This is a genomic window from Acinetobacter sp. YH12046, from assembly GCF_013419905.1.
Taxonomy (GTDB): Bacteria; Pseudomonadota; Gammaproteobacteria; order Pseudomonadales; family Moraxellaceae; genus Acinetobacter.
In genome coordinates this window covers 81,639-107,527 of the sequence record NZ_VOZF01000003.1, presented here as the reverse complement: position 1 = coordinate 107,527, position 25,889 = coordinate 81,639, and the positions used below count along the sequence as shown (strand labels likewise).

The following is a 25,889-nucleotide window of genomic DNA, read 5'->3' as shown; positions in this document are numbered from 1 at the left end:
AAAGCTACGTATCGCATGATTTTTTAAAATGAGTATTTACTTTAAATAAGTTAAATAAAAAATATTATATAAATTCAAAACATAAATATTGTTAATTCAAAAAATTATATCCAGATCCCATCTTCATCATTATTTCATACCAAGCCAAGCTTTTAAACCTAACAATCAGTGCCAAAATTCTTCTGCTTTTTATCAGGCAGATGATACTTCTGTATTTTGAAAAATTTAAGTAGGACGTTGAGGTGAGCTATAAATTAACCACAAGCAGACTTCGCTTCGAAACCGCAACCTAATTTATTATAAAAAAGAAATTTTTTAGGCTAATATAAAATTCATCATGATTATAAGTATCTATATATAGGTACGCCATTGAAAGGATTACAGCATGCAACAAGAAGTCATCATTGTCGGTGGTGGTATGGTCGGCTTGAGTCTCGCGCTGATGTTGGCCAAAACCAATATTGCAGTCAAACTTTTGGAAGCGATCAAATATCCAGATTATGATGATGTAAACCTTGCACCCTATCATTCCAGCTTTGATGCACGTAATAGTGCCTTGTCACGCCGTAGTGTACAGATTTATCAGGAACTTGGGCTTTGGGATGCCTTGCAGGAACATGCAACGCCGATTCTTGAAGTGAATATCACTGAGCAGGGCAGTTTTGGTAAGGCGCGCTTAATTGCAGAACAGGAAAAAGTCGAAAGCTTTGGCCAAGTGATTGAAAATGCCTGGCTAGGTCGTGTGCTATTAACTCAAGTCAAAAAAGAACCACTCATTGAACTGATTGATGGGGTTCAGGTCAGCTCTCTGACTCAAGATGCTGAGTTTGCTTATCTTGAAGCACAACGTGGTGATGCTTTATTGAAACTTCAATCCAAAGTGGTGATTGCTGCTGATGGGCGTGATTCTTTCTGTCGTAAAGCGCTCGGTATTGGGGCTTCAGAACATGACTATGATCAGGTCGCCATTGTCACTACCGTTCAAACTTCTAAGCCACATAATCATGTTGGCTTTGAACGGTTTAGCCACTTAGGCCCATTAGCCTTATTACCACTTCCAGGTGAATATCGTCGTTCTGTAGTCTGGCCTGTGAAAAAAGGAACGGAAGGAGAATGGCTGGGTGAAGAAAATGACCAGCATTTCCTGAACGCCTTACAAGAAACCTATGGCGATCGTGCCGGTAAATTCCAGAAAACAGGTAAGCGCTTCAGTTTTCCATTGTCCCAAGTATTAGCAGAAAAACAGGCTGTGGGCCGCGTGGTCTTGATGGGTAATGCTGCACATACAATTCATCCAGTAGCGGGTCAGGGTTTTAACCTGTGTATGCGAGATGCGCATGTATTGGTGCGCTACCTGAAAGAACAGCAGTCACAAGGTGCAGACTTAGGTGATGCAGCAGTATTACAGGATTATGAAAAATCCCGTTTGAATGACCAGCAAAGAGTGATTAAGTTCTGTGATTCAGTCGTACGTGGATTTAGTAACCAGAATCCATTCTTGAAACTGATCCGCAATACCGGACTGATTGCTTTTGATACCATTCCTGGTATCAAGCCACTGGTCGCTAACTATGCCATGGGGTTAAAAGCATGAGTCTGAATCCAAGTTCTGATGTATTAGATGTTGTCATTGTTGGTGGTGGACTAGTAGGTGGCTTGACCGCTTTATTACTGGCTCAAGGTGGTGTGCAAGCGACTGTTCTGGATGCTGCGCCTATTCTGGATGCAGACAAAACTTTAAGTGTAGCCAATCCGCGGGTTTTGGCGCTAAGTCAGGCGACTATTCATTTATTAAAAACCGTAGGTGTGTGGGAAAAACTTGCACGCCAGCAGCCATATACTGGAATGCAGGTCTGGAATAAAAATGGCTATGGTGAAATTAACTTTGGTCATTCTTCAGAAAGAACACCTTCTGTAGAGCAGGCGCTAGGCTCAATGGTGGAACCGAGTATTCTGAATCTGGCCATCCAGCAAAAGATGCTTGAAGAGGTGCAAGATTACCGCACACAGGTCAAAGTTAACCGGGTTGAACGTGGAGTAGATGTTTGGATCATTCATCTGGCAGATGGTACCCAGCTCAAAACTAAGTTGGTCATTGGCGCAGATGGCGCGAACTCCTTTGTGCGCGAGCAAGCCTTTATCGATATCGATGTACTGGACTATAAACAGGCCGGAATCAGCTGCGCAATTAGAACAGCCCAGCCACATCAGCATGTGGCCCGTCAGATTTTTCTGGAAACTGGTCCTTTGGCTTATCTGCCAATGGCGAGTCTTAAAGAAGAAGAGCAAGGCCACTGGCAATCCATAGTCTGGACATTACCTGATGATTATGCCGATGAGTATGCAGCGCTATCAGATGCTGACTTCACTCAACTATTGACCCGTGAAAGCTATCATATGCTGGGTGAAGTGCTGGAAGCGACAGCACGAGCTAAATTCCCACTCAAAGCTCGTGCTGCACAGCAGTATGTACAAGATGGCTTGGCGCTGATTGGTGACGCTGCGCATGTGATTCATCCGCTCGCTGGACAAGGGGTTAATATCGGCTGTCTGGATGCTGCCGTACTCTGTGACGTGTTGCTGCATGACAAAGCGCGTGGAGTGTGGGCCCATGAACAGACCTTGAAACGTTATGAGCATCGCCGTAAAGGCCAGAATGATGCGATGATGCATAGCATGTCGGCGATTGGCTGGGTGGAAACTACAGAGCTTTTCCCAGTGGTGTGGGCACGTAATTTCGGGCTGAAACAGGTCGAGCAACAGACAGTCCTGAAAGATGCATTTATGGCTCAGGCGAATGGTTTAAGCTTACTCAAAGATACACGTTATTCAGCCTAGCGGCCGAATGTAAATTTTTTAAACAAACATCTATAAAGAGTAACCATTTTGTTTAAAAAAGATACGATTTTTTGAAAATTAGGGCTAGGCGAAGACCAAAGAGATTGCTAAATTTCAGTTAATTTAAAGCTTGGTTTAATAGATAAAAGCGAAGCCATTTGTGGGGAGAGCAAAATGACAGACGTAAATGATTATGATGATGTAGAAGATCCTGTAATCGACGACGATGAAGCAAAAGCAGCAGAAAAAGGTGCTGCAAGTAGCGAAGAAGTTGTGAATGATACAGATGTATTAGAAGCTGAAACTTTAACTGTAACTGCTAAGCAGAAAAAACGTCAGGCACTTGAAGATGAAATTGCGGCTTTCCTGGCAAGCGGTGGCCGTATTACTGAAGTTCCAGCTGATGAATCCGTTGCAAGAGAATAATTGCACTTGATATTAACGAATAAAAAAACACCACATTGATTGTGGTGTTTTTTATGGGTAAAGAAAAATTAATCGTTGGCAGAGGTTAGTTCCAAAGCACGTTGATAGGCAATTTTTTTCTTGATTCCAGTCAAATCAGCAGCCAGCTGTGAAGCTGCTTTGACAGACAGGTCTTGTAATAAACGCAGTAACAATTTATCCAGTTTTTCCTGATCCAGATCTTTTTCTTCGATAGAACCGCCAATGACCAGTACGATTTCACCTTTTTGCTGGTTATGGTCATTGGCAACAAATTCGACTAATTCACCCAGTGTCATTTTCCTGATAGTTTCAAAGGTCTTGGTAATTTCACGGGCAAAACCTACAGGACGTTCTGCACCGAATACCGCTGCCAGATCTTTGACACATTCCAAAATGCGGTGTGGCGCTTCATAGAAAATTAAGGTCTGGGTTTCATCTTTCAGTTTTTCCAGAGTCAAGAGCCGCTGGCTTTGTTTAGACGGCAAAAAACCTTCAAAGCTGAAACGGTCACTTGGTAAACCTACTGCGCTTAAAGCGGCAATTGCAGCACATGCGCCCGGCACAGGAACCACACGAATATTATGTTCTTGGGCAGCACGGACAAACTTGAATCCTGGATCGCTAATCAGTGGTGTGCCTGCATCACTGATTAATGCCATATCTTCACCATTAAGCAGGCGTTGAATCAACTGATCAATCTTGTTGCTTTCATTATGTTCATGGCAGGCTGTCAAAGGTGTTTGAATATTAAAGTGTTTAAGTAATTGTGCAGAAGTTCGTGTATCCTCAGCTGCAATAAGACTCACCGATTTCAATACATTAATTGCACGATAACTAATATCATCTAAGTGCCCGATTGGAGTCGCAACAACAAATAACTGAGCACTCATAGGTTTCTCCATGTGGAATAAATCGAATAATAAAAAATGGAAGATTCAAAATAAAATTTTGGGCTTGGGGTTACTGGCCTGCGTCAGCAGCGTACAAGCAGAAGTGCTGATTATTCTACCTGAAAGCGGCCCCTTGGCGCGAGCCGCTTCGAGTATCAAGCAAGGATTTCTCAGTGCATATACAGCGTCCGGACAGAAAGTACCATTGAAATGGGTCAATTCAGATCAGAAAAAAATCTCTCAGTTACTCAAACAGCATGTCAGTAAAAAGACGCAAATGGTGATCGGCCCTCTGGCACGTCAGGATGTAGAGCAACTGGTGCAAACTAAACCCAAGATTCGTACACTGAGTTTGAATGAAAGTAGTCTTACAGCGCCAAATATCTGGCAATTTAGCCTGTCGAAAAAAGAAGATGCGGCTGCCTTACAGAAGCAGATTGCGCAAGATGGGATTCAGCAACTGTTTGTGATGCGCCAACCGGGTAGTGAGTCAGAACATGAACTTCTGCTAATGTCACTACTTAGTCAGAGTGAGCTGCAACTGGAAATGATCCAGAAGCCACCATTTTTTCTGAAGAGCAAGCAGGGGATATTATTGCTTGGCAATGCGGACTGGCTGGCATCCTTACAGGGTTTGGGACATAAACGGATTTATACAGTCGCAAATGCAATTAATGAACAGCATGTTCCGCCACGAGGCATCAAGTTCTGCGATGTGCCGGTACTTTATTTTGCTAACTGGCCTGATGTGATGCAGGCTCATCAACAGGCACCGGTGAATATGTCCTATCAGCGCTTGATTGCTTTTGGTGGCGATGCCTGGCAAATCACCCAGTATTATTTAAATAATAAAAAAATACGCAATATTGAATTCCAGGGTCGTACTGGAATGATTCGGGTATCGGATCAGGGCATACAACGTACACCATCCTGTTTTCAGCAGAGTGCCAAAGGTCTCAAGGCACTATAAGAGTCAGCGATGCAGAAACAATTAGGTGTATGGGCAGAACAACAAGCTGCGCAACTGATGCAACAACAAGACTTTCAGCTCATTGCCAGAAACTGGCATAGCCGCTATGGTGAACTTGATCTGGTCATGCAGCGTGAGCAGGAACTGGTCTTTGTCGAAGTAAAAGCACGAGCTAAAACGGGTTATGCATTGGCTTATGAATCTGTTTCCTCTGCCAAGCAACGAAAAGTCCTACAAACGGCTGTATGTTTTATTCAAAAAAATCCACAGTTTGCACATTATTACTATCGTTTTGATGTGATTTGTTTTGATTTTAATCGGTATTTTGCAAAAACCATACAGCATGATTTTTCTCAATACCCTTATGATCTGCACTGGTTTGAAAATGCTTTTACTTTTGATCAAGAGTTTATTAATCTTTGAATAAAATAAGATCTGATGCGGCAGATAAAATTTGCAGCATCATGGGAAAGTTCAAGTATGATGAAGAACATCTGGCCTTGAAAAAACAGATTATTATATTGAAATAAGACTGATTAAAATTAAGGAGTCTTGCTGAGTGGTTAAGCGTATTGCAATAACAATGCTGTGTGTCGCAAGTTTATCGGGTTGTGCCAGCTTTATTTCTAGCGGTACTGGTACGGCTCCTGTAGGTACCGAAAATGGAGCTCGGACGCTAGGACAGGTATTTATCGATTCTTCTATTGTACGTACTGCAAAAATTAATCTTTATAAACTGGATTCACGTTTTAAACAGTCAAGGGTCAATATTGAAAGCTTCCATGGTAATGTCCTGTTGACCGGGCAGGTGCCGGATGCGCATCTCAAGCAATTGGCAGAAGATAATGTCAAATCCATGAGTGATGTCAGAGCGGTGCATAACTTTATCACTGTGGGTAACCAGAGCAGCTACACTACGATCATGCAGGATACCGCCGTGACGGCAAATACCCGTGGTTTGATTATGAAAGCACCGGTGGTGTCTGACAGTAAAGTGCATGTGCATACTGAAGATGGTGTACTGTATGTGATGGGACGTCTGAACAGTGCTGAAATCGATGACCTGAATCAGGTGCTGCAACAAGTGGGGAATATCACGAAAATTGTCACGCTCATCGACAACGTGGATCAGCGCTCTGGTTATAGTACTAACCAGAATTTTGCAGCGCCTGCATCTTATGCACAGTCGGGTGTTGAACAGACTCCAGTCGCCATCGATCCTGATACAGTTGAACCGACCGATGTTCCATAAGGTCAGTCAATTTAAAACGCAGCTGTCAGATCAGATCCTTGAAGTCCAACAACGTTATAAAGATTTCCGGATCTATGATTTTGGCAGTTATGCGCTGAACCGGTTAACCCCCAAACAGGGTTATAGTGTTGAAACCCAGTTAGCCTATGGCTTAAAAGCCCGTCAACGTTTTGATCTGTTTTTAAGCCATCAGCCATTAGCACATCGCCCCCTGATTATCTTTGTCCATGGTGGTGCCTGGCTGCATGGTGATAAAAAGGATTACCACTTCATCGGCGAGGCCTTTGCCAAAGAAGGTTATGATGTGGTGGTGATGAATTATCATCTAGCGCCTGAACATATTTTCCCGATTTATATTAATGACCTGCATTTATTGCTAAATCATTTGCAGCAGCATGCAGACCAGTTAAATGTTTCTACGGAAAATCTGGTCTTGATTGGGCATTCAGCCGGGGCATTTAATGTCATGTCAGCGCTATACCATCCACAAAAGGCCATGATTGAGCGGGAACAGATCCGCGCCATTATTGGACTGGCAGGTCCTTATCATTTTGACTATAAAGATGATCCGATCTGTGCCGATGCTTTTGACCAGTCGATTCCGTATCAGCAGGTCATGCCATATTATTTTGTGGAAAATACCTCCACCAAACATTATCTGTTCATGGCAGAGCGGGACAATATTGTCGGTCATTTCAACAGTCAGGATCTGGACCGGGTTTTAAAAGACCATGGCAATCATAGTGAGCTGATTACCATTCCGAAACTGGGTCATATTACGATGATCGGTTCATTGTCCAGTTTGTTTAGCCGGTTCTTTGAAACCAAGCCGCGTGTGATGTGGGCGCTAGAAGATGCTTTCAAGTGAAGATCTGTGATCGTGGTAATTCCCATAAAAAAGCCTGGTATAAAAACCGGGCTTTTTTAATTGAAAACCTTAGAGCCATTTACGGGTATCATCTGCGACCGGTGTACCTTGAGTCACATGCATGATCATGGCATGGGCAATACTGCCTTTAAATGGAATTTCAGGCAGCTGATCAAACTTGAAGAATTTCGCATCGCTAATTTCTTCTTCCTGCAATTGCAGCTCACCGCCAGCATATTCTGCTTTGAAGGCAATCATCAAATTACTCGGGAAAGGCCATGGCTGACTGGCCAAATACTGGATATTTTTCACTTTCAAGCCGACTTCTTCCAGCGTCTCGCGACGTACCGCTTCTTCAAGCGTTTCCCCAACTTCGACAAATCCGGCAATCAGACCATACATCTGGCTTTTGGTATTACGTGCATTTTTGGCCAGCAAAATTTCATCTTCACCGCGGGTAATCACAGTAATCACACAAGGTTGCACCCTTGGATACTGACGATAATGGCAAGCTGGGCAAACCATGGCATATTCAACAGCATGGGCTTCAGTCGGAGTACCACAATGGCTACAGAACTTGTGATTCCGGCGCCATTCCAAGAGTTGCACAGCACGACTGGCCTGTTCAAATTGCTGAACATTCCAAAACTGTAATAATTGACGGATTGGAACCAGTTGCAAGCCTTCAGGAATCGGCTCATCTGGAAGAAGATCACGGGCAACCACCTGATCACCCGGATTCAGCAGCAAATCACTTGCCAGAGCTTCAACTTGAGGCAGTTGAAAGTGTTGATCGACCAGCAACTGTTGCTGCTGGAAAATATAAGCAAGTGATAATTTTTTAGACATTAGGCAACGATTTTCAGTTTCTCACTACTGTCTAATGCTACCTTAAACATAGACTGTAATACAGGCTGTTTGTTCTTTAAGTTGTCGATCATCATATCGGCACTAGCCAATGCATCCAGCGCATGATGAATTTCTGCTGGTGTTAATGCAACCGACTGTTCAATACGGTTTTTAATGAACAGGGCAGTTGTATTGAATGCAGCTTTCACATGTTCAGCATTCAGGAACAGCATAGCACCGCCAATTTCACAGAACTGGATGGGTACAGGTTCGAGTTTGGTCAGATCTTGATCCTGCAGATAATCAGTCAGAATCTGGCTAGATAATTCAATCATTGCCTTGGTTTCATTCAACAAAGCGTTATGTGCTTCGTCCAGACGATCCAGCGAGATATTCATGTTATTCACACGTAGCTGCAAGCGGCTCGAAGTATGATGGCGCTCCAATACACCAATCGAGTTCATCGCGGATAGAATTACATTCATCAATTGTTGGGCAAAAGACTCATCTTTCAGAATATCTGCCTGGCTGAGTGAAGCTGCCTGACGGTTTAAGTCATGATAGGCTTCATTCAGATTCAGAACCTTGAAGATATTGGCCAAGCTATTCAGCTGAGTCTGGAGTTCCTGAGTTTTTTCAGGTGTCATGTGCTGATAGTTATATTCGATATCATTGCGGATCTGGGTCATTTCCGCAGTCACCAGTTCGCTAATGGTATGCATGGTTTCGAAGTCCGGACCATATAGGTGACGGCTGAACACCTGAAGTTGCATATCTGTCAGTAGATCATCACCAATATTCAGCTGGCTACGGATTTGCTGTGCAGTTGCATCTTCCTGACTAATACATAAGCTTAATACATTTGCCAGATCAGACAGAGAGGCTTTGAAGCTGTCGGCTGAACTAAAGTACTGCGCCATGTTGCGTTCAATACTGATTAAAGTACGTAAACGTGGTTCATTGATGAGCAGGTGATCAATATTATCAAAAGCAACATGCACCAGATGCCAGTATTGCTTGCTTGGATGATTTGCTGAAAGGCCTGCCAGATAAGTACCGACCAGTTTGATCGCTTGCAGGTCCATCTCGCTTTCTTCCTGTTTCAGCAGTTTGTTAAGAGACAGCTTGTACAGGCGTTGCACATATTTGGATTTTTCCAGACCTGGTACTTGGGGTAACTGGAAGTCAGGGGTAATCAGATCAAGCAAAGGTTCAATATGCTGACCTTCAGTGGTTAATGGTTTACCAAGCGCTAGTTCCAGACGGTTCAGGGTATCGAGCAGGAACTGTGGAATTTTCACTTCACGCAAGCAGATAAATTCGATATAGCGTTTCAGCATGGTGGTGCCTTCACTCAATGCGATCACATCCTGAGTGTTGACCTGCGCCGGATTCCCCATAATCTTGCGCATCAGTTCTGCTGAATATTGTGCAATTTGTGCCAGATTCGGCATATCAATCAGTGCCAGTACCTGTGCACATTGTTCGAACTGATTTAATGCATCGTCAATGCCAAAAGGTAAAGTCTGATCTTCTACCAAGGTGCTTACTGCTGATTCGACTAACTTGATCGAGTTATCAACCTCATTTTTTATTATCAGTAAAGCTGTTGGATCAAAATGTATAGAGGTTTGGTAAGACATGGATCTGCACCTTTCCTTGAGTATTATCTATATATGAGCCCCGCTTTATCGGACGGGGCCTCTTTGGAATTACTATAACTGAAGAACTGTATTTTAAAAGCGAAATTACTGCTTGAAATTTAGATTTTATTTGGCAAAAAGGCAAGGCGTTCCATGCTTTTCTTCAAATTGTTTGACCCATTTCTCATGTTCGGCAAGTTCTTCATCTGATGGAAGAATCACAGGCAATTCAATTTCAATTTTTACAGTGCCTGAACTGCCGCCTTGTTCTTCGGTATGTGACAGGGCATCCATATCAAAAGAGACTTGTCCACCGGTCATGGCCAGATAAACATCGGACAGAATTTCCGCATCGAGCAAGGCACCGTGGAAGGTACGGTCACGCTGTGGAATTTCATAACGACGCACGAGGGCATCCAGGGAGTTTTTTTGTCCCGGATGCTTGGATTTGGCCATTGCCAGGGTATCGGTCACTTCACAAACTTCAGAAAGCGCGACAAAACCTGCACGCTTGAACTCCATATCCAGGAAGTTCATATCGAAGGTTGCGTTATGCGCAATAATTTCGGCACCTTGCAGATAGTCAAAAAGCACCTGAGAGATTTCCTCAAACAGCGGCTTGTCTTGCAGGAACTCGTCGGTGATACCGTGGACATTCACCGAATCACCAACCGGTTTTTTCGGGTTGATATAAATATGGATTGAGCTGCCGGTAAGTTTCCGGTTAATCATTTCAATCGCACCGACCTCAATGATCCGGTCACCATCCTGATAATAGAAACCGGTGGTTTCAGTATCCAGAATCAATTGACGAGGGCCATGCAGCTCTAAGGTCGGCGGTGTAATCACAATTTGCGGATGTAACTCGATTGGATCTGAAGCGACTGAAGCGGATTCATCGGTATTTTCTGTTGTTTCCAAATTTTCAGTCTGTTCCATTTCTTCTTCAGCCATTTCCATGCTCTCTTCGAGTTCTTCTTCACTATCGACAAGATCCAGCCCGAAAGGGTCGTCTAGAAGCCAGTCAGGTTCAGATTTTTTTTTATTTTCAGTGATTGCAGTCACTGATTTGGATTTTTTTAAGGTTTCATCTGCGCCCTGATTGGCCAGTTGATCGGCCATTTCATTGCCAGGATGTCCAGCATGGCCTTTTACCCAGTGCCATTCAATATCCCGACCTTGGCAGGTGGCATCCAGTTTTTGCCATAGATCCGGATTTTTAACGTCTTTCCAGTTTTTCTTTTTCCAGCCATGAATCCATTCGGTAATGCCTTGTTTGACATAATTGGAATCGGTATAAATGACCAGCTTGGCATCTTTCGGACAGAACTGGATGCCTTCAATCGCCGCGGTCAGCTCCATGCGGTTATTGGTGGTATGATCTTCGCCACCGCAAATTTTGTGTTCCTTCTGTTCGGTAATTATGTACGCACCCCAACCGCCTAAACCCGGGTTGCCGCGACAGGCGCCATCAACATATAGCGTGATAGTGTGAGACATAAATTAAAATCCGATCAAAAAAGAACTTGCTGAAGCGGATATTGTATAACGCAAATACGCTTGATGCGTCTAGATGCACCAGTTTTTTTAATTTCTTGTAACATTTAACGTGAAATCGGGGTAAATTAATGCCTTGTGTCCACGACATGCTTCACTACAATGGCATATCTAAAAAATAAATTTATATACGAATTGTTTGGATTTCTTTATGTATAAACCAACCGCAATTTTGTGGCAGCCCGCATTACCAGCATTTTTAAAATTTTCTGTACTTGGAACGGCACTCGCTTCCTTGGGACTGACGGGCTGTTCATCTACACAAAGTGCGACCCAAAAAGCGTCAAGCAAGCAGGTTGGCTCACAATATCTAGATGCAAGCAGTTTGGATGGGCTGGAAGATTTACTTTCTGCAACGGATATGCGTGCGGTTGAAGGTGACCGTTTACTGATTTTGAAGCATGGTGATATCTGGAAACGGATGACCGTGGGTTTCAAGATGGATCTGAATACCTGGAATCCGCGTATTGATGCACAGCGTGGCTGGTTTATTTCCCGTCAGCCGTATCTGGACCGCCTGAGTGCCCGTGCATCACGTTATCTCTATTATACGGTGAAAGAAGCAGAGCGCCGTGGTATGCCTACGGAACTGGCTTTATTACCGATTATTGAGAGTTCTTATGACCCGGCGGCGACCAGTAGTGCAGCAGCGGCAGGTTTATGGCAGTTTATTCCGAGTACCGGCCGTATTTATGGTTTGAAACAAACCTCACTTTACGATGGCCGTCGTGATGTGGTGGAATCGACCCGTGCGGCTTATGAATTCTTGGGTAGCTTATATAACCAGTTTGGTTCGTGGGAATTGGCTTTGGCCTCTTATAATGCCGGTCCAGGCCGTATCCAGCAGGCGATTAACCGTAATAAGGCCGCAGGTTTACCTACCGATTACTGGTCCTTGAAACTGCCTCAGGAAACCATGAACTATGTGCCGCGTTTCCTGGCAGTTGCGCAGATTGTGAAAAATCCGGGTACTTATGGTGTGAGTTTGCCACCGATTGCCAACCGTCCTCACTTCCGTGAAGTGACTGTCGGTGCAGCCAATTTAAATGAGATCGCAGCGATTACGGGTTTAAGTCGTGCTGAACTGTATCAGCTTAACCCGGGACATCGTGGTGACCGTATTGATCCGGAAAGTCCACGCCGTATTTTGATTCCGGCTGACTTAAGTCCATCGATAGATGAAAAACTGAAAAAATTGCAATCTAGCTCAAGCGGCTTATGGGCAGGTACTGTCAGTAACTCGCCTAAAACGACCACTACAGTAACTCCAAAGCCAACTGTAGCACCAGCATCAACCAGTACCACCATCGTACCTGCCAAGCAGACTCCACCGGTGCTTGCAACTACGACTGCTAAGACTGCAACAGCAACTAAAGCTCCAACTGCGACCACAACACCTAAACCAGCTACGACTGCACCAGCAGCAGTGTCAACCACCACGACACCTAATCTAACTGCACAAACCACTAAACGGGTCAGTACTCCACGTGGTTCTGAAGCACTTGCTGAATTTGCTGCAAAAAGTGAATTGCCTATTCCAAGTGCGCCACGTATTCCAGTTGCTGTGACGCCAGTTGCTTCGGTGAAGCCTATCCAGGTCGAGCCACCAATTACCGCAGCTGAACGTCAGCAAATCCAGAAAGTGGTGTCAGCAGAAGAAATTAATAAAACCGTGGATGAGCTTTTACAACCTGTAGCAACTGCGGCTGAACAGGCACAGGTCATTGAAGAGCTGAAAGCACTGGCACCTGCAGGCACAGAAATTGTTGACCCTTATGATGGCAAGATCAAACTGACTGCAATTCAGACCAGTCAGTCTATTGCCGAGCAGCAGGGTAAGGAGCTGACCAAAGGATTCTCATATCCGAAAGAAGTCGCTGTAAACACCAGTGCAGATTCAGTTGAAGCTCGACTCAATCAGGGCAAAAACTATGTAAAAACTGATTCAGAAGTCGTGGTTGTGGCACCGAAAGGTAAGCGCAGTACCTATAAGGTTTTACCGGGTGATAATCTGGCATTGATTGCAGCCAAAAATGGCGTGAACTGGCGTGATGTCGCGAAATGGAACCAGATTGATCCAAACTCTACACTGTATGTAGGTACGACAATTTATCTCTATGATGCCAAGCCCGTACAGGAAGCACCGAAAGCCAAAGAGAAACCGGAAAGCTATGTGGTTCAAGCTAATGATTCTTTGACCAGTGTTGCCAGTCAGTTCAGCCTGAGCGTCAAACAGTTGGCTGATTATAATGATCTGAGTACGACCAGTGGTTTATTTGTGGGGCAAAAGCTTTCCCTGAAAGAAAGTACCAGCAAAGCGAAAGCTGAAGACAGTAAAAAAGCCGAAACTGCCAAAGTTCAGACCAAGTCCTATACCGTTAAACGTGGTGAGTATCTGAAATTGATTGCAGATCGCTACGCATTGTCGAATGCAGAACTTGCTGCACTAACTCCGGGTTTAACTGCGGGTAGCAGTTTGATGGTCGGACAGAAGATTAATGTTCCTCTTAATGAAGTTGAAGAACTGACTGCGAGCAGTAAGAAAACCGAAAAAGTCGAACAGAAGTTTGAGAACGTTAAGGTTGATCATACGCCAACAGAAAACTATCAGGTCAAACGTGGTGAAACCCTGTACAGCATTGCCAATCAAAGTAAATTGACGGTATCTGAACTGGCTGCGTTAAATGGCCTGTCTGCAAACAGCGGCTTACGCATTGGTCAAACCATCAAGATTCCAGCTGGTAGTCAGGTTCCTGACAGTTATACGGTTCAATCGGGTGATACGCTGACTGGGATTGCAGCAAAATATAATCTGTCGATGGATCAAATTGCCAACCTGAACAATATTTCTCGTAGTGCCAATCTGCGTGTGGGTCAGCATCTGAAATTATCTGGCAGTCCTGAACCTGTGCAGGAAGTGGTCACCGAGACTCAGGAAAAGAATGTTAAATCAGATACTCACATCGTGAAATCTGGTGAAACCTTAAGCTCGATTGCCCGCCAATATCATCTGCAATTACGTTATCTGGCAGACTTGAATGGTTTGAATACCAATAGCAATGTGCGGATTGGACAGCGTTTAAAAATTAATGAAGATATTCAGATCGCCAAAAAAGAGCCGGTAGTGAAAGTCGCAACAAAATCTGCATCTTCTAAGGCGACAGAATCCTATACGGTAAAATCCGGGGAATCTCTGATTGCGATTGCCAATCGTGTAGGAGTACCCGTTACTGATCTGGCGAGCCTGAACAATCTTAGTCCACGTGCCGGTTTACGTGTGGGCCAAACGCTTCAGCTTCCAAAACTTGTCACTGAATACAAGGTGAAGCGTGGCGATACCTTGATCGGCCTGGCATCCCGTTATGGTATGGCAACCAATGAACTGGCAGAAATGAATGAACTGAAACCCAATACTCAATTGCGTATTGGTGATGTGATTAAGGTTCCAAACTAATTTCTGGATCGTGAAATTGTTTAATCCCGTCCATATCTTATGGATTCTTGCTGCCCCCTGGATCATCAGTTCCAGCGGGGCAGCAGTCATTACGACGCCTTATATTGCACTGCATAGTGTACCCAAATATGCACAGGCTAAATCTCTGCCTTATGCCAATCCGCAAGCGCCCAAAGGTGGCATTCTTATTCAGGCAGCCGATGGCAGTTTTAATAATCTGAACAGCATGAATGGTAAGGGCAATGTCACTGAAGGGATTAACTATATTTTTGACAGCCTCATGTCAAAATCCCTGGATGAACCCGGCGTTTATTATCCCTTGCTGGCTGAGAAAGTCAGTTTCGACCCAAAGCAGACTGCTTATATAATTTTCCATTTAAATCCTAAGGCCAGATTCAGTAATGGTCAGTCAGTGACGGCTAAAGATGTAAAATACAGTTTTGATCTGTACCAGACCCAGTCCAATTTTGGCTTACAGATGTATCTGGCAGATATTAAAAAAACCGAAGTCCTGTCACCTTCAAAAGTTAAGATTAGTTTTAAATCTCGCCATAATCCGGAAATGGCGATGATTGTGACGCAAATGCCGATCTATTCTCAGCAGGAGTGGCAAAAGCGCAACTTCAAGGACATTAACCTGAAACCGATCTTGGGTTCTGGGCCCTATGTGATTGAACGTATTGATGCAGGACGCAGTATTTCCTATAAACGTAATCCGCATTATTGGGGTAAAGACCTGCTGGCCAATCGCGGCCGTTATAATTTTGATCGCATACAGTATCGCTATTACCGTAGTCCGGAAATCAAGTTTGAGGCATTTAAATCTGGCCAGTTTACGCTGCATGAAGAAAAACAGGTCAACCGCTGGGTAAGTGATTATCGGTTTCCTGCGGTACAACAAGGCCAAATCAAAACCTATCGTTTTCAGCATCACAATCCGATTCCTACACAAAGCCTGATTTTTAATACGCGACGTCAGCCCTTTGCTGATATTCGCTTCCGGCAAGCTTTAACTCTGGCCTATGATTTTGAATGGCTAAATAAAGCCTTGTTTCATGGAGAATATCAGCGTCTGAACAGCTTTTTTAGTAATAGTGAACTGGCATCTACAAGCAAGCCGAGTGCTCAGGAGCTGGAAATATTACAGCCAAATTTATCAAAATTGCATCCGGTGCAACGTCAGGCGGTATTACAGGATTGGCATTATCCGCAATCAGATGCCTCCGGGTTTAACCGCAAAAATTTATTACAGGCGCGACAAATTTTATTGAATGCCGGTTACCGTTATCAGCAGGGGAAACTGGTGACTGCTCAAGGTCAACCTGTACAGATTGAATTTCTGTTGCATCAAGCTGAACAGCAGCGTCATCTGATGCCTTATCTACGGCATTTGAAACGTTTAGGAATTCAGGCTCACATTCGGATGGTGGAAACGGCTCAGTATTATGAGCGACTAAGAAATTATCAGTTTGATATGATTATGGATACCATGCCGCAATCGCTGACACCGGGGCAGGAACAGAAACAGTTTTGGGGCAGTGAGGCGGCACGTCAGCCTGGCAATTATAATTATGCCGGTATTCAAAATCCGGTGATTGATCGGGTGATTGATCAGGTAGTTCAGGCACAAAGTCGTGAGCAGCTGATTTATAGTACCCGAGCTTTAGACCGTTTATTGCGAGCCGGTTATTATCATATTCCGACCTATGGTACGGGTGAATACTGGTATGCTTACTGGAATATGTATCAGCAGCCTAAAATCAAGCCCAAGCTTTCTGCGGGTATTGATTACTGGTGGGTGGATGCAGCTAAAGCCAGAAAAGTGGCACCATACTTAAAATATCGCTAGATTTCCAGCTTCGGGGAGTGCCATGAGCACTTATATCGTCAAACGTTTGCTTCTTATGATTCCGACATTATTGATGGTTCTACTGATCAATTTTGTAGTGATTCAGCTTGCGCCGGGTGGTCCAGTGGAACAGGCCATCTATCAGGCACAGCATGCGAATAATTTGGCGATTGGTGGCTTGCAGTATCAGGGACAGCAAGGCCTGACGCCCGAAATGCTGGAGCAGATCAAGATTCAGTATGGATTTGATCAACCGGTTCATTTACGGTTCTGGGAAATGTTAAAAAGCTATGCTCAGTTTGATTTGGGCCAGAGCTTTTTTAAAGGCCAAGCTGTGACTGAACTGATCTGGGAAAAACTGCCAGTTTCACTGTCTCTAGGTTTCTGGAGTACCTTGCTCATTTATCTGGTCTCTATTCCTCTTGGCATCCAGAAAGCCAAAAAGCATGGCAGTCTGTTTGATCAAACTACGTCTTTGCTGCTGGCTGTGGGCTATGCCATTCCAGCCTTTATCTTTGCTATTTTGCTGATTGTATTTTTTGCAGGTGGTTCCTATCTGCAATGGTTTCCTTTACAAGGGTTAAGCTCGGAAAATTTTGATGAATTATCTTTCTTTGGAAAAATTCGAGATTATTTCTCGCATATGGCTTTGCCATTGCTGGCCATGGTGCTAGGTGGTTTTGCACGGCTGACTTATCTGGTGAAATTTTCCTTTATGGAAGAACTCAGTAAACACTATGTACTGGCAGCAAAAGCGAAGGGACTACAGGAAAGGGCAGTACTCTATCGGCATGTACTGCGCAATGCAGTGCTGGTGTTGATCGCTGGATTGCCAGAAGCTTTGCTCGGTATTTTATTTGTCGGGAACCTGTTTATTGAAATCATCTTTAATCTGGATGGTTTGGGCATGCTGGGATTTGAAGCGATTCTGCAGCGGGATTATCCGGTCATTTTTGGAACTTTGTTTATTTTTACCTTATTGGGCTTGGTGCTGCGTTTGATCAGTGATGTGCTGTATCGGGTAATTGATCCCCGGATTCATTTCGATTCGCGAGGATTGAAATAATGTCACCAATGCTACGCGCCAGCCTGCAACGTTTTAAAAATAATAAAACCGGATTTGCCTGCTGCATTGCCTTTGTCATTATTTTTATCTTGTCACTTGGTGCTGAGCTGATCGCTAACGATAAGCCTTTACTGATCAAGTATGAGGACTCCTATTATCTGCCAGTAATAAAGTCATATCCTGAAACGACTTTTGGGGGTGTCTTTGAAACTGAAGCCGAGTATCAGGATCCTGCGGTACAGCAGCTGATTAATGCCAAAGGCTGGGCAATCTGGCCGGTGATCCGCTTCGGCTATGACACACCCAATTTGGCACTCGATATTCCAGTACCTTCACCTCCAAGCAGGCAAAATTGGCTAGGAACAGATGATCAGGGACGGGATGTGCTGGCACGGATTCTATATGGCTTGCGTATTTCCTTGCTGTTTGGCTTTGCACTGACTTTGCTGTCGGCAGGATTAGGTGTGCTGGTCGGTGCAGTTCAAGGCTATTATGGTGGCTGGATTGACCTGATCGGGCAACGTGCACTTGAGGTCTGGAGCAGCCTGCCGATGCTGTTTATGGTCATGATTCTGGTCAGTGTGTTTAGTCCGAATATTTACTGGCTATTTGTGATCATGCTATTTTTTGGCTGGACAACACTGGTGTCGATGGTGCGCGCTGAATTTTTACGGGCCAGAAATCTGGAATATGTCTGGGCAGCGAAAAGTATTGGTGCAGGGCATGGCCGGATCATGTTCAGGCATATTTTACCCAATGTGATGGGTTCCAGCCTGTCACAACTACCTTTTATGCTGACTGCCAATATTAGCGCACTAACTGCACTGGACTTTTTAGGTTATGGTTTGCCACCCGAAACCGCTTCTCTAGGTGAATTATTACTGCAGGGTAAAAATAATCTCAATGCGCCGTGGTTGGCTTTATCCGGGTTTCTGACTTTAGCCATTGTCTTGTCTTTACTCATCTATATCGGTGAAGCCATCCGGGATGCTTTCGATCCCAAAATTTAAAATGATTTTTTAAGACTGATTTAATATCTACAAATAAAATTTGTATCCATTTGACAATATGAATTGTCAATTATGGCAAGTTAGGTTATAACACATACAAAATAAGATAAACATTTCAGGAAAGTACATGACACAATTGGCCGATTCCATCCAGATCCGTAATACCCAGTTTAAAAACCGTATCATTAAAGGTGCCATGAGTGAGGCGTTGGCCAATGATGCAGGCCAACCCAATCAGGCCCATTTAAAGTTATATGAAGCTTGGGCCAAAGGTGGTTTAGGCTGTGCGATTACGGGTAATGTCATGGTGGATTTTCGTGCCAAGAATGAACCCGGTGTAGTGGTAGTAGAAACTGAACGTGACCTGGAAAAGTTAAAAGCTTGGGCGAATGTCGGCAAACGTCATGGCATGGTGCAACTGGTACAGTTATCTCATCCTGGACGTCAGTGCCCAAAAGGCTTGAATAAAGAAACCGTAGCACCTTCAGCTGTACCTTTTAGTCCAGCATTGGCGATGAGTTTCGGTACGCCACGTGAACTGCGTGAAGATGAAATTTTAGATATTATCCAGCGCTTTGCGACTTCAGCTGCCATTTGCGAAAAGGCGGGATTTGAAGGCGTGCAGTTACATGGGGCGCATGGTTATCTAATTAGCCAGTTTTTATCGCCCCTGACCAATAAGCGCCAAGACCAGTGGGGTGGCAGTATTGAAAACCGCAGCCGATTCTTGCTAGAGGCTTATAAGGCAGTGCGTGCAGCAACTTCAGAGAATTTTATCATTTCAGTGAAATTAAACTCGGCAGACTTTCAGCGCGGTGGCATTAGTGAAGAAGACGTTATTTATGTCTTTAAGGCGATGGATGCAGTCGGGATCGATATGATTGAAGTTTCTGGCGGAACCTATGAAGCACCTGCAATGGCCGGAGTAAAAGCAGAGAAACGTAAAGCATCAACGGTTGCCCGCGAAGCCTATTTCCTCGATTTTGCCGAAAAGATCCGTCAGGAAGTTAATTGTCATTTGATGGTGACGGGGGGCTTCCGTACCGCAGTGGGTATGAATGCAGCCCTTGACAGCGGCGCATGTGATTTTGTCGGTATTGCACGTCCATTTGCGGTCGAGCCTGATCTGGGTAACCGTCTGGTGGCTGGACAGGATGTACGTTATGCAGTTGAGAAAATTAAAACCGGTATTCCAATGATCGATAAAATGGCGATTATGGAAATCATTTGGTATGCCGCACAATTTAAAGAAATTGCCAAAGGTAATCGACCAAATCCAAAACTGTCGCCTTTAAAGGTATTTTTAAATTACGTAAAAGGTAATGTGAAAGCTGTGATTAAAGGTCAGATCAATTCACGTAAATCGGCTTAATTTGTATAATGCATTGAAGCAAAAACAGGGCATATAAAATGCCCTGTTTTTTTTATGAATGACCTTTTTAAGAATAAGTCATGGCTTGAGTCTGAAAAGGGAAGAGCAACTGAGAAAGCTGACGTGTTGCCCACAAGCCCACTTCCTGATGATGCATATGCGGTGCCACGTAAGGAATCAATAAATCAATCTTTTGTTCGGCAGCAGCGCAGCGATTCAGACGGCTTTTCAGCTGATGGATCTGTTGCTGGTCAATACGGTTCAATACCGGTTCCATCTGGTTATGAACTTGAGATCTGCTACGTGATGACAGACGAGCGGCAAAAGTCTCACCTTGAATCCAGTCTTTAATAATCTGTTTTTCAGTCGCATTAAATACACCAAACATTTTGCCATCTGGATCATCAATCATTTTCCAGAACCGGCTTTGTTCTACAGGTGCATCTTTTACAATCCAGCCTTTTTCAATCATGACTTTCAAGAAGTCTGCAATCTGTGCCGGATCGGATAACCACTCATTAATGGTCTTGCCACTAAACTGGCATTTCTGGTTATGGATATATTGTCCAATCAGCGCTTTGTTCTGGAACACTTTCAAAGCCAGTTTTTCAGTATCCAGCCGCTTGATGATCTGGGAAGAACTTTTACCAATGTCATTCAGCACATAACCTTTTTTAATCAGGTCTAGATACTGGGCAGGATCTTCAGCGAGTGCATACTGATCTAAATAGGCTTGCAGCGATTTTTGTGCATGACCGTTGTGAGCATTATCAATGGTAATGTGTACATTGAAATAATGTGGATCAATACCGAGTTCAGACAGCTCATAATTGGTAATTAACAGATGTAATGGCAGCTGCTCATAACCCAGATTGAAACCAATTACTAACGGCAGATATTCTGGCGGCGCATAGGCCAAAGCCAGCTGTACGGCTGCTTGTTCATAATAGCTGGCATCCAGTTGCTCAGCATAGCTGTTCAGCTCATAATGATTCAGCAAGTCCTGATACATGGTAACATGATTGGCACGGGTATGACCCATGCCTAGTTCTTCCAGATAGATATAAATCAGGTCTTTGGTTTCCGGACGATTCCAGTTTTGCACAGTTGAATACAGCCATGAGCCGTCTACCAGTTTTACAGGTGCGACTTTGGCCAGGAACTCAAATGCATGTGACACAGTCGGGAAGTATTCACGTCCTTGCTGCTGTCTACGCCGCTCTACATAAGACTGGAAGATTGCGCAGGTTTGGTGGTGCTGTTCCAGAAAATGTTGCTCTACATGTCTGGGTTGATCCAGCCATTCCAGCCCAGTCACATCAACTTGCTGGATTAAATCTCTTAAATAGTTCTCAGCCTGTTCGGTCTTTACTGCCGTCGAAATCTGTTGATCTTGAAAGAAGTTGACCCAATCTTTAAAGTTATTAAATTGATGATTATGATTTTTAATAGATGATTCAGGCGAACTTAACTTTGTACTGACGAACATAATCTGATCCTTGCAGATATATTATGCTTTCTAACTTAACGGCATGCTTATACCACCGGTGTTGATTTTTTGTTCGGATTTATAGTGCGATTGCTGTAAATGAATATGAATGGATAACGAGTTGAAGAGAAATGTAAAAGAATAAGATTTTTGAATGAATTAATTTATAAACAAATAAAATTGCAATCAAAGAAATTTGATCAAACGTTAAAAACAGGAATGAAGGAACAAGCAATAAAAAAGCCCAAGTCATCATGCTTGGGCTTTTTTATGAGAAGTTAATTAAATTAACCATCTCGAATATGGCGTCCCTACGGGGATTCGAACCCCGGTTACCGCCGTGAAAGGGCGATGTCCTAGGCCTCTAGACGATAGGGACAATGTAGAAGTGATATTTTAAACCAGAACTTTTGATCTAAAGTAATGGCGTCCCTACGGGGATTCGAACCCCGGTTACCGCCGTGAAAGGGCGATGTCCTAGGCCTCTAGACGATAGGGACTTAATAAAATATTACTTCTGAAATTGGCGTCCCTACGGGGATTCGAACCCCGGTTACCGCCGTGAAAGGGCGATGTCCTAGGCCTCTAGACGATAGGGACGTTTCAGAGGTGGGCGTATATTAGGGTGAAAACAGGGGGGTGTCAAACGCTTTTCCAGAGTTTTTTGGAAATTTTCTTTTGAGTGCATAAATTTAAAACAATATTAGCAGAATACTTGAAAAATGCAGGATTTAGGCCGGATTTTTAAGCAATTCCAGAATGGCTTCAACAACCTGAGGATGCAGTAAATAGCCAGTAATATCATGTGGACGGTGAATATGCGTACGAATGCCATGATTGATGATTTCAGGTTCAAACTTGAATGGCGGTTGGGTAAGCGGAATGGCGGTGAGATAATCATCCGTTGAGTAGAAATTGATCCAGTCGCCTTTAATTGCCTTAGGTCGTACCACCGGCTGTGCCAAGCTGGATTGAATCACCTGAAAGGCTAATGGCGAACCTAAAGTAATAAAACGCTGTACATTCAGTTCAGGGTGCTGGATAAGATGATTATAGGCAATCACACTTCCTAAAGAATGAGCAATGACAATGCAGGGTTTGCGACCACTCAGTTGTCGGGCAATCCGTTCATGCACTTTCCTCATGAAATCAGGGTTATCGAGATAAAGATAAGTTTCAATCAGAAATCTCTGCAATAGAGTGCGATGCAGAGTGGGAAAATAATTGAGTAATAAGGCAAAATCCCGAAGCGCCACATTCTTGCCGAGGGCGGTAAAATAATTGAATTTCTGTCTGAAATCCATGGTATCACTTGGGCTGGGTTGGGCGAAATCGGTAATTGTGGGCCTACGCCAACCAGGACGTGGAACAGGGGGAGGAAGCTGAGGTTGAGCAGGCTTACGAAAAGGAAAGCTAGGCCATTCCTGGGGCATCAGGGTGCCAGCTTCTAGAATATTACGGACGTTATAACGTGAAAGCAGATCGCCATAAAATGGAATACGAATGTGGCGTTTTAAATAACTAAATCTGGCATCTTGTTGATGTTTGCGCATCCCTTTTTGAAGTATATGGAGCCAGCGCTGGCGGATGGAGGCAGCGCTATGATGTTGCTGATTCATTCCATGAATAAAAATAACTTTCATCGACACCCCACTGAGTTCGATAGAATTATATTTACAGTATAGAAAATATTAACGTAGCAAAAGCAGCGCTTTTTGTGGTGTTAATGTGTAAATTATCTTTGATAAAACAATAATTAACAGACATATGTATATTTATAAAAGAGTCATAAATAAACCACAAAATGAGTAGGTATGAATAAAGAATTTTACTCAGCAGAAAAATAATGCAAAGGAAATAGTAAAATTAAATCTGTAAATTAAGATGCTTTTTAGAGCATTTCCAGCAGGGCTTTGATGACTTCTGGATGCTGGACATAGCCATCAATATCATGCGGATGATAAATCGAAGTACGAATCTCCTGATTAATAATCGCTGGCTGAAACTGAAAAGGCGGTTCTGATAATGGAAAGGCAGTTAAAAAGTCATCACTGCAATAAAAATTAATCCAGTCACCTTTAATAGCTTTTGGCCGATGAACAGGCTGGGGCAAATGTTCCTGAATGACCCGGAAAGCCATTGGTGATCCCATGCTGATAAAACGCTGTACATTCAGTTCCGGGTGCAAAAGCAGATAATGATAGGCAATCACACTTCCTAAAGAATGAGCCATTAGGATACAGGGTTTATCGCCATGCAGTTGCTGGCCAATTCGCTGATGCACCTGCTGCATGAATGTGGAATTTGCCAGATAAGAATAGGTTTCAATCAGAAATTTTTTGATCAGCGTATCATGCAGGCGAGGGAAATGATTCAGTAAGATCACAAAATCCCGTAATAGAGTATTCCGGCTTAATGTACTAATAAACTGCAGCTTCTGGTTAAAGGTCATGGCATCCTCAACCTTTAGCTCGGGAATTTCACAAATTTCAGGTGAATATTGATTGAGATGGGGTGGTGGTGGCTGGGATTTAACTGGAGACTGGAAAGGAAAGCGAGGCCAGTCTTGCGGCATCAATGTACTGGCATTTAGCACATTATGTAAATGATGACGTGACAGTAAGTCGCCATAAAAAGGGATACGGATATGCCGTTTGAGGTAGGCAAAACGTGTTTGTTGATGCGACTGTTCCAGACCATGTTTTAGCAAACTCAGCCAACGTTGACGCAGGGACGCAGAGCTAAATTTCTGCTTATTCATGCCATGAATATAAATAATTTTCATCGACACACCACGCTGGCTGCCTAGAACATTTTCAGTATAAATAAAAAAGAGCAGCCGAAGCTGCTCTTTTAGTCATTTTAATGTTTAAGCATTTTTGTGATAGAACTTGTAGTAGCTGGCATAGCACAGTGCAATAAATACCAGACAGCCAAAGAAACTGATACGCATGCTCGGATCAAACACCATACTGATACAGGTAATCAGACAGAACAGAAAACCCAGAATCGGTACGATCGGGAATAATGGCGCAGCAAAATCAAGATCCTTCGCTGTTTTACCCTGTTTGTACCATTCACGGCGGAAGTTGAACATGCTGAGACAGATGCTCATCCAGACCACTACCATGGTAAATGCTGCAATACCTAGCAAGTTCGTGAAGATAGTTTCCGGTGCGAACTGTTCAGACAGCAAACCAGGCATACCGCCAATCATGGTGACAATGACTGCAATATAAGGTACACCACGCGCATTTAGGCGTGAAAATACCGCTGGTAACTGTTTACTGTAAGACAATGACCACATCATACGGGATGCAGCAAATAGACCTGAGTTAGCAGCAGATAGCAATGCTGTGATAATCACAAAGCGGATAATATCTTCGGCATAAGGAATACCGATATGCTGGAATACTGTCACGAATGGGCTGCTACTGACACCTTCAGCTGCCAGACCTGCTTCCTGATGCGGAAGAAGGGAGGTCACCACAATAATCGTACCTACAAAGAAAATCAGTAAGCGGAAAATTGCAGTATTAATCGCTTTTGGTACATTTTTGGCAGGATCTTTGGTTTCACCCGCAGCCACACCAATCAGTTCTGTGCCAGAGAATGCAAAGTTTACAATCAGCATGGTGGTGAAGATTGGGAACAGACCTTCTGGGAACCAGCCTTGAGCTGTCAGGTTACTGAATAGCGGAGCAGTTTCCTGTCCTTGGTAGCTTACTACACCAAAAATAGCGAGTAGGCCAAGCAGGATAAAGGTCACGACAGTAACGACTTTCACCAGTGCTAGCCAGAACTCGGACTCTGCAAACCAGCGGGTAGAAATCATATTCAGTGCGAATACGAAAGCACCAAAAATCAGTGTCCACATCCACATGGAGCTATCAGGGAACCATTCCTGCATTAATAAAGCTGCAGCGGTAAATTCAGTTCCCAAGGTCACTGACCAGGTCAGCCAGTATAGCCAGGTAATGGTGTAGCCAGTCCCTGGTCCAATATAGCGTTTGGCATAGGCGCCAAATGAGCCAGATTCGGGCATATGAACGGCAAGTTCACCCAGACATAGCATAACCATGTAAGCGATGATCCCGCCAAGGAGATAAGCAAGAATGGCACCTACAGGCCCCGTTTGTGCAATGACTTCACCCGAACCTAGAAATAGGCCTGTTCCGATTGCGCCACCAAGCGAAATCATGACCAGATGTCGAGTACTCATAGCGCGTTTTAAAGGCGCAGAATTGCCCTGATGCGTAGCATCATTCGGAGATGAGTGCATAGGAGTCAAAAAATAAAAGAATGAAGCGGGTTATTGTAGTGAAAAACTACAAA

20 protein-coding genes and 3 tRNA genes are annotated in these 25,889 nt (G+C 43.9%); 12 read left to right on the top strand and 11 right to left on the bottom strand.

Features of this window, described 5'->3' with window-relative positions; translation table 11 throughout:
* Positions 1-385: 385 nt before the first annotated feature.
* From ubiH to FTU03_RS03590, 3 genes are all read left to right on the top strand, one after another.
* Positions 386-1,594, top strand: a complete 1,209-nt coding sequence (gene ubiH / locus FTU03_RS03600; RefSeq protein ID WP_034703738.1) for a 2-octaprenyl-6-methoxyphenyl hydroxylase — start codon at positions 386-388, stop codon at positions 1,592-1,594.
* Positions 1,591-2,838 (top strand): FAD-dependent monooxygenase, encoded by a 1,248-nt coding sequence (locus FTU03_RS03595; RefSeq protein ID WP_179992080.1) that lies wholly within the window; start codon positions 1,591-1,593, stop codon positions 2,836-2,838. Before ubiH ends, FTU03_RS03595 begins: the two co-directional genes overlap by 4 nt.
* A gap of 174 nt (positions 2,839-3,012) precedes the next feature.
* A complete protein-coding gene (locus tag FTU03_RS03590) occupies positions 3,013-3,264 on the top strand; it encodes a hypothetical protein (protein ID WP_004782870.1) in 252 nt (83 codons plus the stop codon).
* 68 nt (positions 3,265-3,332) lie between these two features.
* Here FTU03_RS03590 and rsmI read toward each other — a convergent pair whose 3' ends face one another.
* Positions 3,333-4,175, bottom strand: a complete 843-nt coding sequence (gene rsmI, locus FTU03_RS03585; RefSeq protein ID WP_179992079.1) for a 16S rRNA (cytidine(1402)-2'-O)-methyltransferase — start codon at positions 4,173-4,175, stop codon at positions 3,333-3,335.
* A 10-nt stretch (positions 4,176-4,185) separates the two neighbouring features.
* Between rsmI and FTU03_RS03580 the strand changes: the two genes are divergently transcribed.
* From FTU03_RS03580 to FTU03_RS03565, 4 genes are all read left to right on the top strand, one after another.
* On the top strand, positions 4,186-5,145 hold the full coding sequence (locus tag FTU03_RS03580; protein ID WP_166138268.1) for a penicillin-binding protein activator: 960 nt from the start codon (positions 4,186-4,188) through the stop codon (positions 5,143-5,145).
* A 9-nt stretch (positions 5,146-5,154) separates the two neighbouring features.
* Positions 5,155-5,568, top strand: a complete 414-nt coding sequence (locus FTU03_RS03575; RefSeq protein ID WP_159123344.1) for a YraN family protein — start codon at positions 5,155-5,157, stop codon at positions 5,566-5,568.
* A gap of 136 nt (positions 5,569-5,704) precedes the next feature.
* Positions 5,705-6,397 carry a BON domain-containing protein gene (locus tag FTU03_RS03570; RefSeq protein ID WP_159123345.1) on the top strand — a complete coding sequence of 231 codons (693 nt, stop codon included), beginning with the start codon at positions 5,705-5,707 and terminating at the stop codon, positions 6,395-6,397.
* The gene (locus FTU03_RS03565; RefSeq protein WP_179992078.1) at positions 6,387-7,265 is read left to right on the top strand and encodes an alpha/beta hydrolase; all 879 of its coding nucleotides are present in this window, start codon (positions 6,387-6,389) and stop codon (positions 7,263-7,265) included. Before FTU03_RS03570 ends, FTU03_RS03565 begins: the two co-directional genes overlap by 11 nt.
* A 69-nt stretch (positions 7,266-7,334) precedes the next feature.
* Here the strand turns inward: FTU03_RS03565 and nudC are convergent, their stop codons facing one another.
* The 3 genes from nudC to dnaQ form a co-directional block, all read right to left on the bottom strand.
* Entirely contained in the window at positions 7,335-8,114 is a 780-nt protein-coding gene (nudC, locus tag FTU03_RS03560; protein WP_125278943.1) for an NAD(+) diphosphatase, read from the bottom strand.
* Positions 8,114-9,757, bottom strand: a complete 1,644-nt coding sequence (locus FTU03_RS03555) for a chemotaxis protein (RefSeq protein WP_179992077.1) — start codon at positions 9,755-9,757, stop codon at positions 8,114-8,116. Before FTU03_RS03555 ends, nudC begins: the two co-directional genes overlap by 1 nt.
* A gap of 126 nt (positions 9,758-9,883) precedes the next feature.
* Complete coding sequence (gene dnaQ, locus FTU03_RS03550; RefSeq protein WP_179992076.1) at positions 9,884-11,257, bottom strand: DNA polymerase III subunit epsilon; 1,374 nt, start codon at positions 11,255-11,257, stop codon at positions 9,884-9,886.
* A gap of 208 nt (positions 11,258-11,465) precedes the next feature.
* On the opposite strand from dnaQ, the gene FTU03_RS03545 reads away from it, so the two are divergent.
* The 5 genes from FTU03_RS03545 to FTU03_RS03525 all read left to right on the top strand — a co-directional run bounded on the left by FTU03_RS03545 (position 11,466) and on the right by FTU03_RS03525 (position 20,065).
* Positions 11,466-14,768 carry a LysM peptidoglycan-binding domain-containing protein gene (locus tag FTU03_RS03545; RefSeq protein WP_179992075.1) on the top strand — a complete coding sequence of 1,101 codons (3,303 nt, stop codon included), beginning with the start codon at positions 11,466-11,468 and terminating at the stop codon, positions 14,766-14,768.
* Between the two features lie 16 nt (positions 14,769-14,784).
* Positions 14,785-16,617 (top strand): extracellular solute-binding protein, encoded by a 1,833-nt coding sequence (locus tag FTU03_RS03540; RefSeq protein WP_179992074.1) that lies wholly within the window; start codon positions 14,785-14,787, stop codon positions 16,615-16,617.
* Positions 16,618-16,639: 22 nt separating this feature from the next.
* The gene (locus FTU03_RS03535) at positions 16,640-17,683 is read left to right on the top strand and encodes an ABC transporter permease subunit (RefSeq protein WP_179992073.1); all 1,044 of its coding nucleotides are present in this window, start codon (positions 16,640-16,642) and stop codon (positions 17,681-17,683) included.
* A complete protein-coding gene (locus FTU03_RS03530; protein ID WP_166138250.1) occupies positions 17,683-18,693 on the top strand; it encodes an ABC transporter permease in 1,011 nt (336 codons plus the stop codon). Before FTU03_RS03535 ends, FTU03_RS03530 begins: the two co-directional genes overlap by 1 nt.
* 127 nt (positions 18,694-18,820) lie before the next feature.
* Complete coding sequence (locus FTU03_RS03525) at positions 18,821-20,065, top strand: NADH:flavin oxidoreductase/NADH oxidase family protein (protein ID WP_179992072.1); 1,245 nt, start codon at positions 18,821-18,823, stop codon at positions 20,063-20,065.
* Between the two features lie 67 nt (positions 20,066-20,132).
* Here FTU03_RS03525 and FTU03_RS03520 read toward each other — a convergent pair whose 3' ends face one another.
* From FTU03_RS03520 to FTU03_RS03490, 7 genes are all read right to left on the bottom strand, one after another.
* Positions 20,133-21,554, bottom strand: a complete 1,422-nt coding sequence (locus FTU03_RS03520; RefSeq protein ID WP_179992071.1) for an iron-containing redox enzyme family protein — start codon at positions 21,552-21,554, stop codon at positions 20,133-20,135.
* Positions 21,555-21,857: 303 nt separating this feature from the next.
* Positions 21,858-21,933, bottom strand: a tRNA-Glu gene (locus FTU03_RS03515).
* Positions 21,934-21,978: 45 nt separating this feature from the next.
* Positions 21,979-22,054, bottom strand: a tRNA-Glu gene (locus FTU03_RS03510).
* Positions 22,055-22,078: 24 nt separating this feature from the next.
* A tRNA-Glu gene (locus FTU03_RS03505) sits at positions 22,079-22,154 on the bottom strand.
* Positions 22,155-22,285: 131 nt separating this feature from the next.
* Complete coding sequence (locus tag FTU03_RS03500; protein WP_179992070.1) at positions 22,286-23,197, bottom strand: alpha/beta hydrolase; 912 nt, start codon at positions 23,195-23,197, stop codon at positions 22,286-22,288.
* Between the two features lie 248 nt (positions 23,198-23,445).
* Complete coding sequence (locus FTU03_RS03495) at positions 23,446-24,339, bottom strand: alpha/beta fold hydrolase (RefSeq protein WP_179992069.1); 894 nt, start codon at positions 24,337-24,339, stop codon at positions 23,446-23,448.
* 84 nt (positions 24,340-24,423) lie between these two features.
* Positions 24,424-25,836 (bottom strand): amino acid permease, encoded by a 1,413-nt coding sequence (locus FTU03_RS03490; RefSeq protein ID WP_179992068.1) that lies wholly within the window; start codon positions 25,834-25,836, stop codon positions 24,424-24,426.
* Positions 25,837-25,889 lie beyond the last annotated feature (53 nt).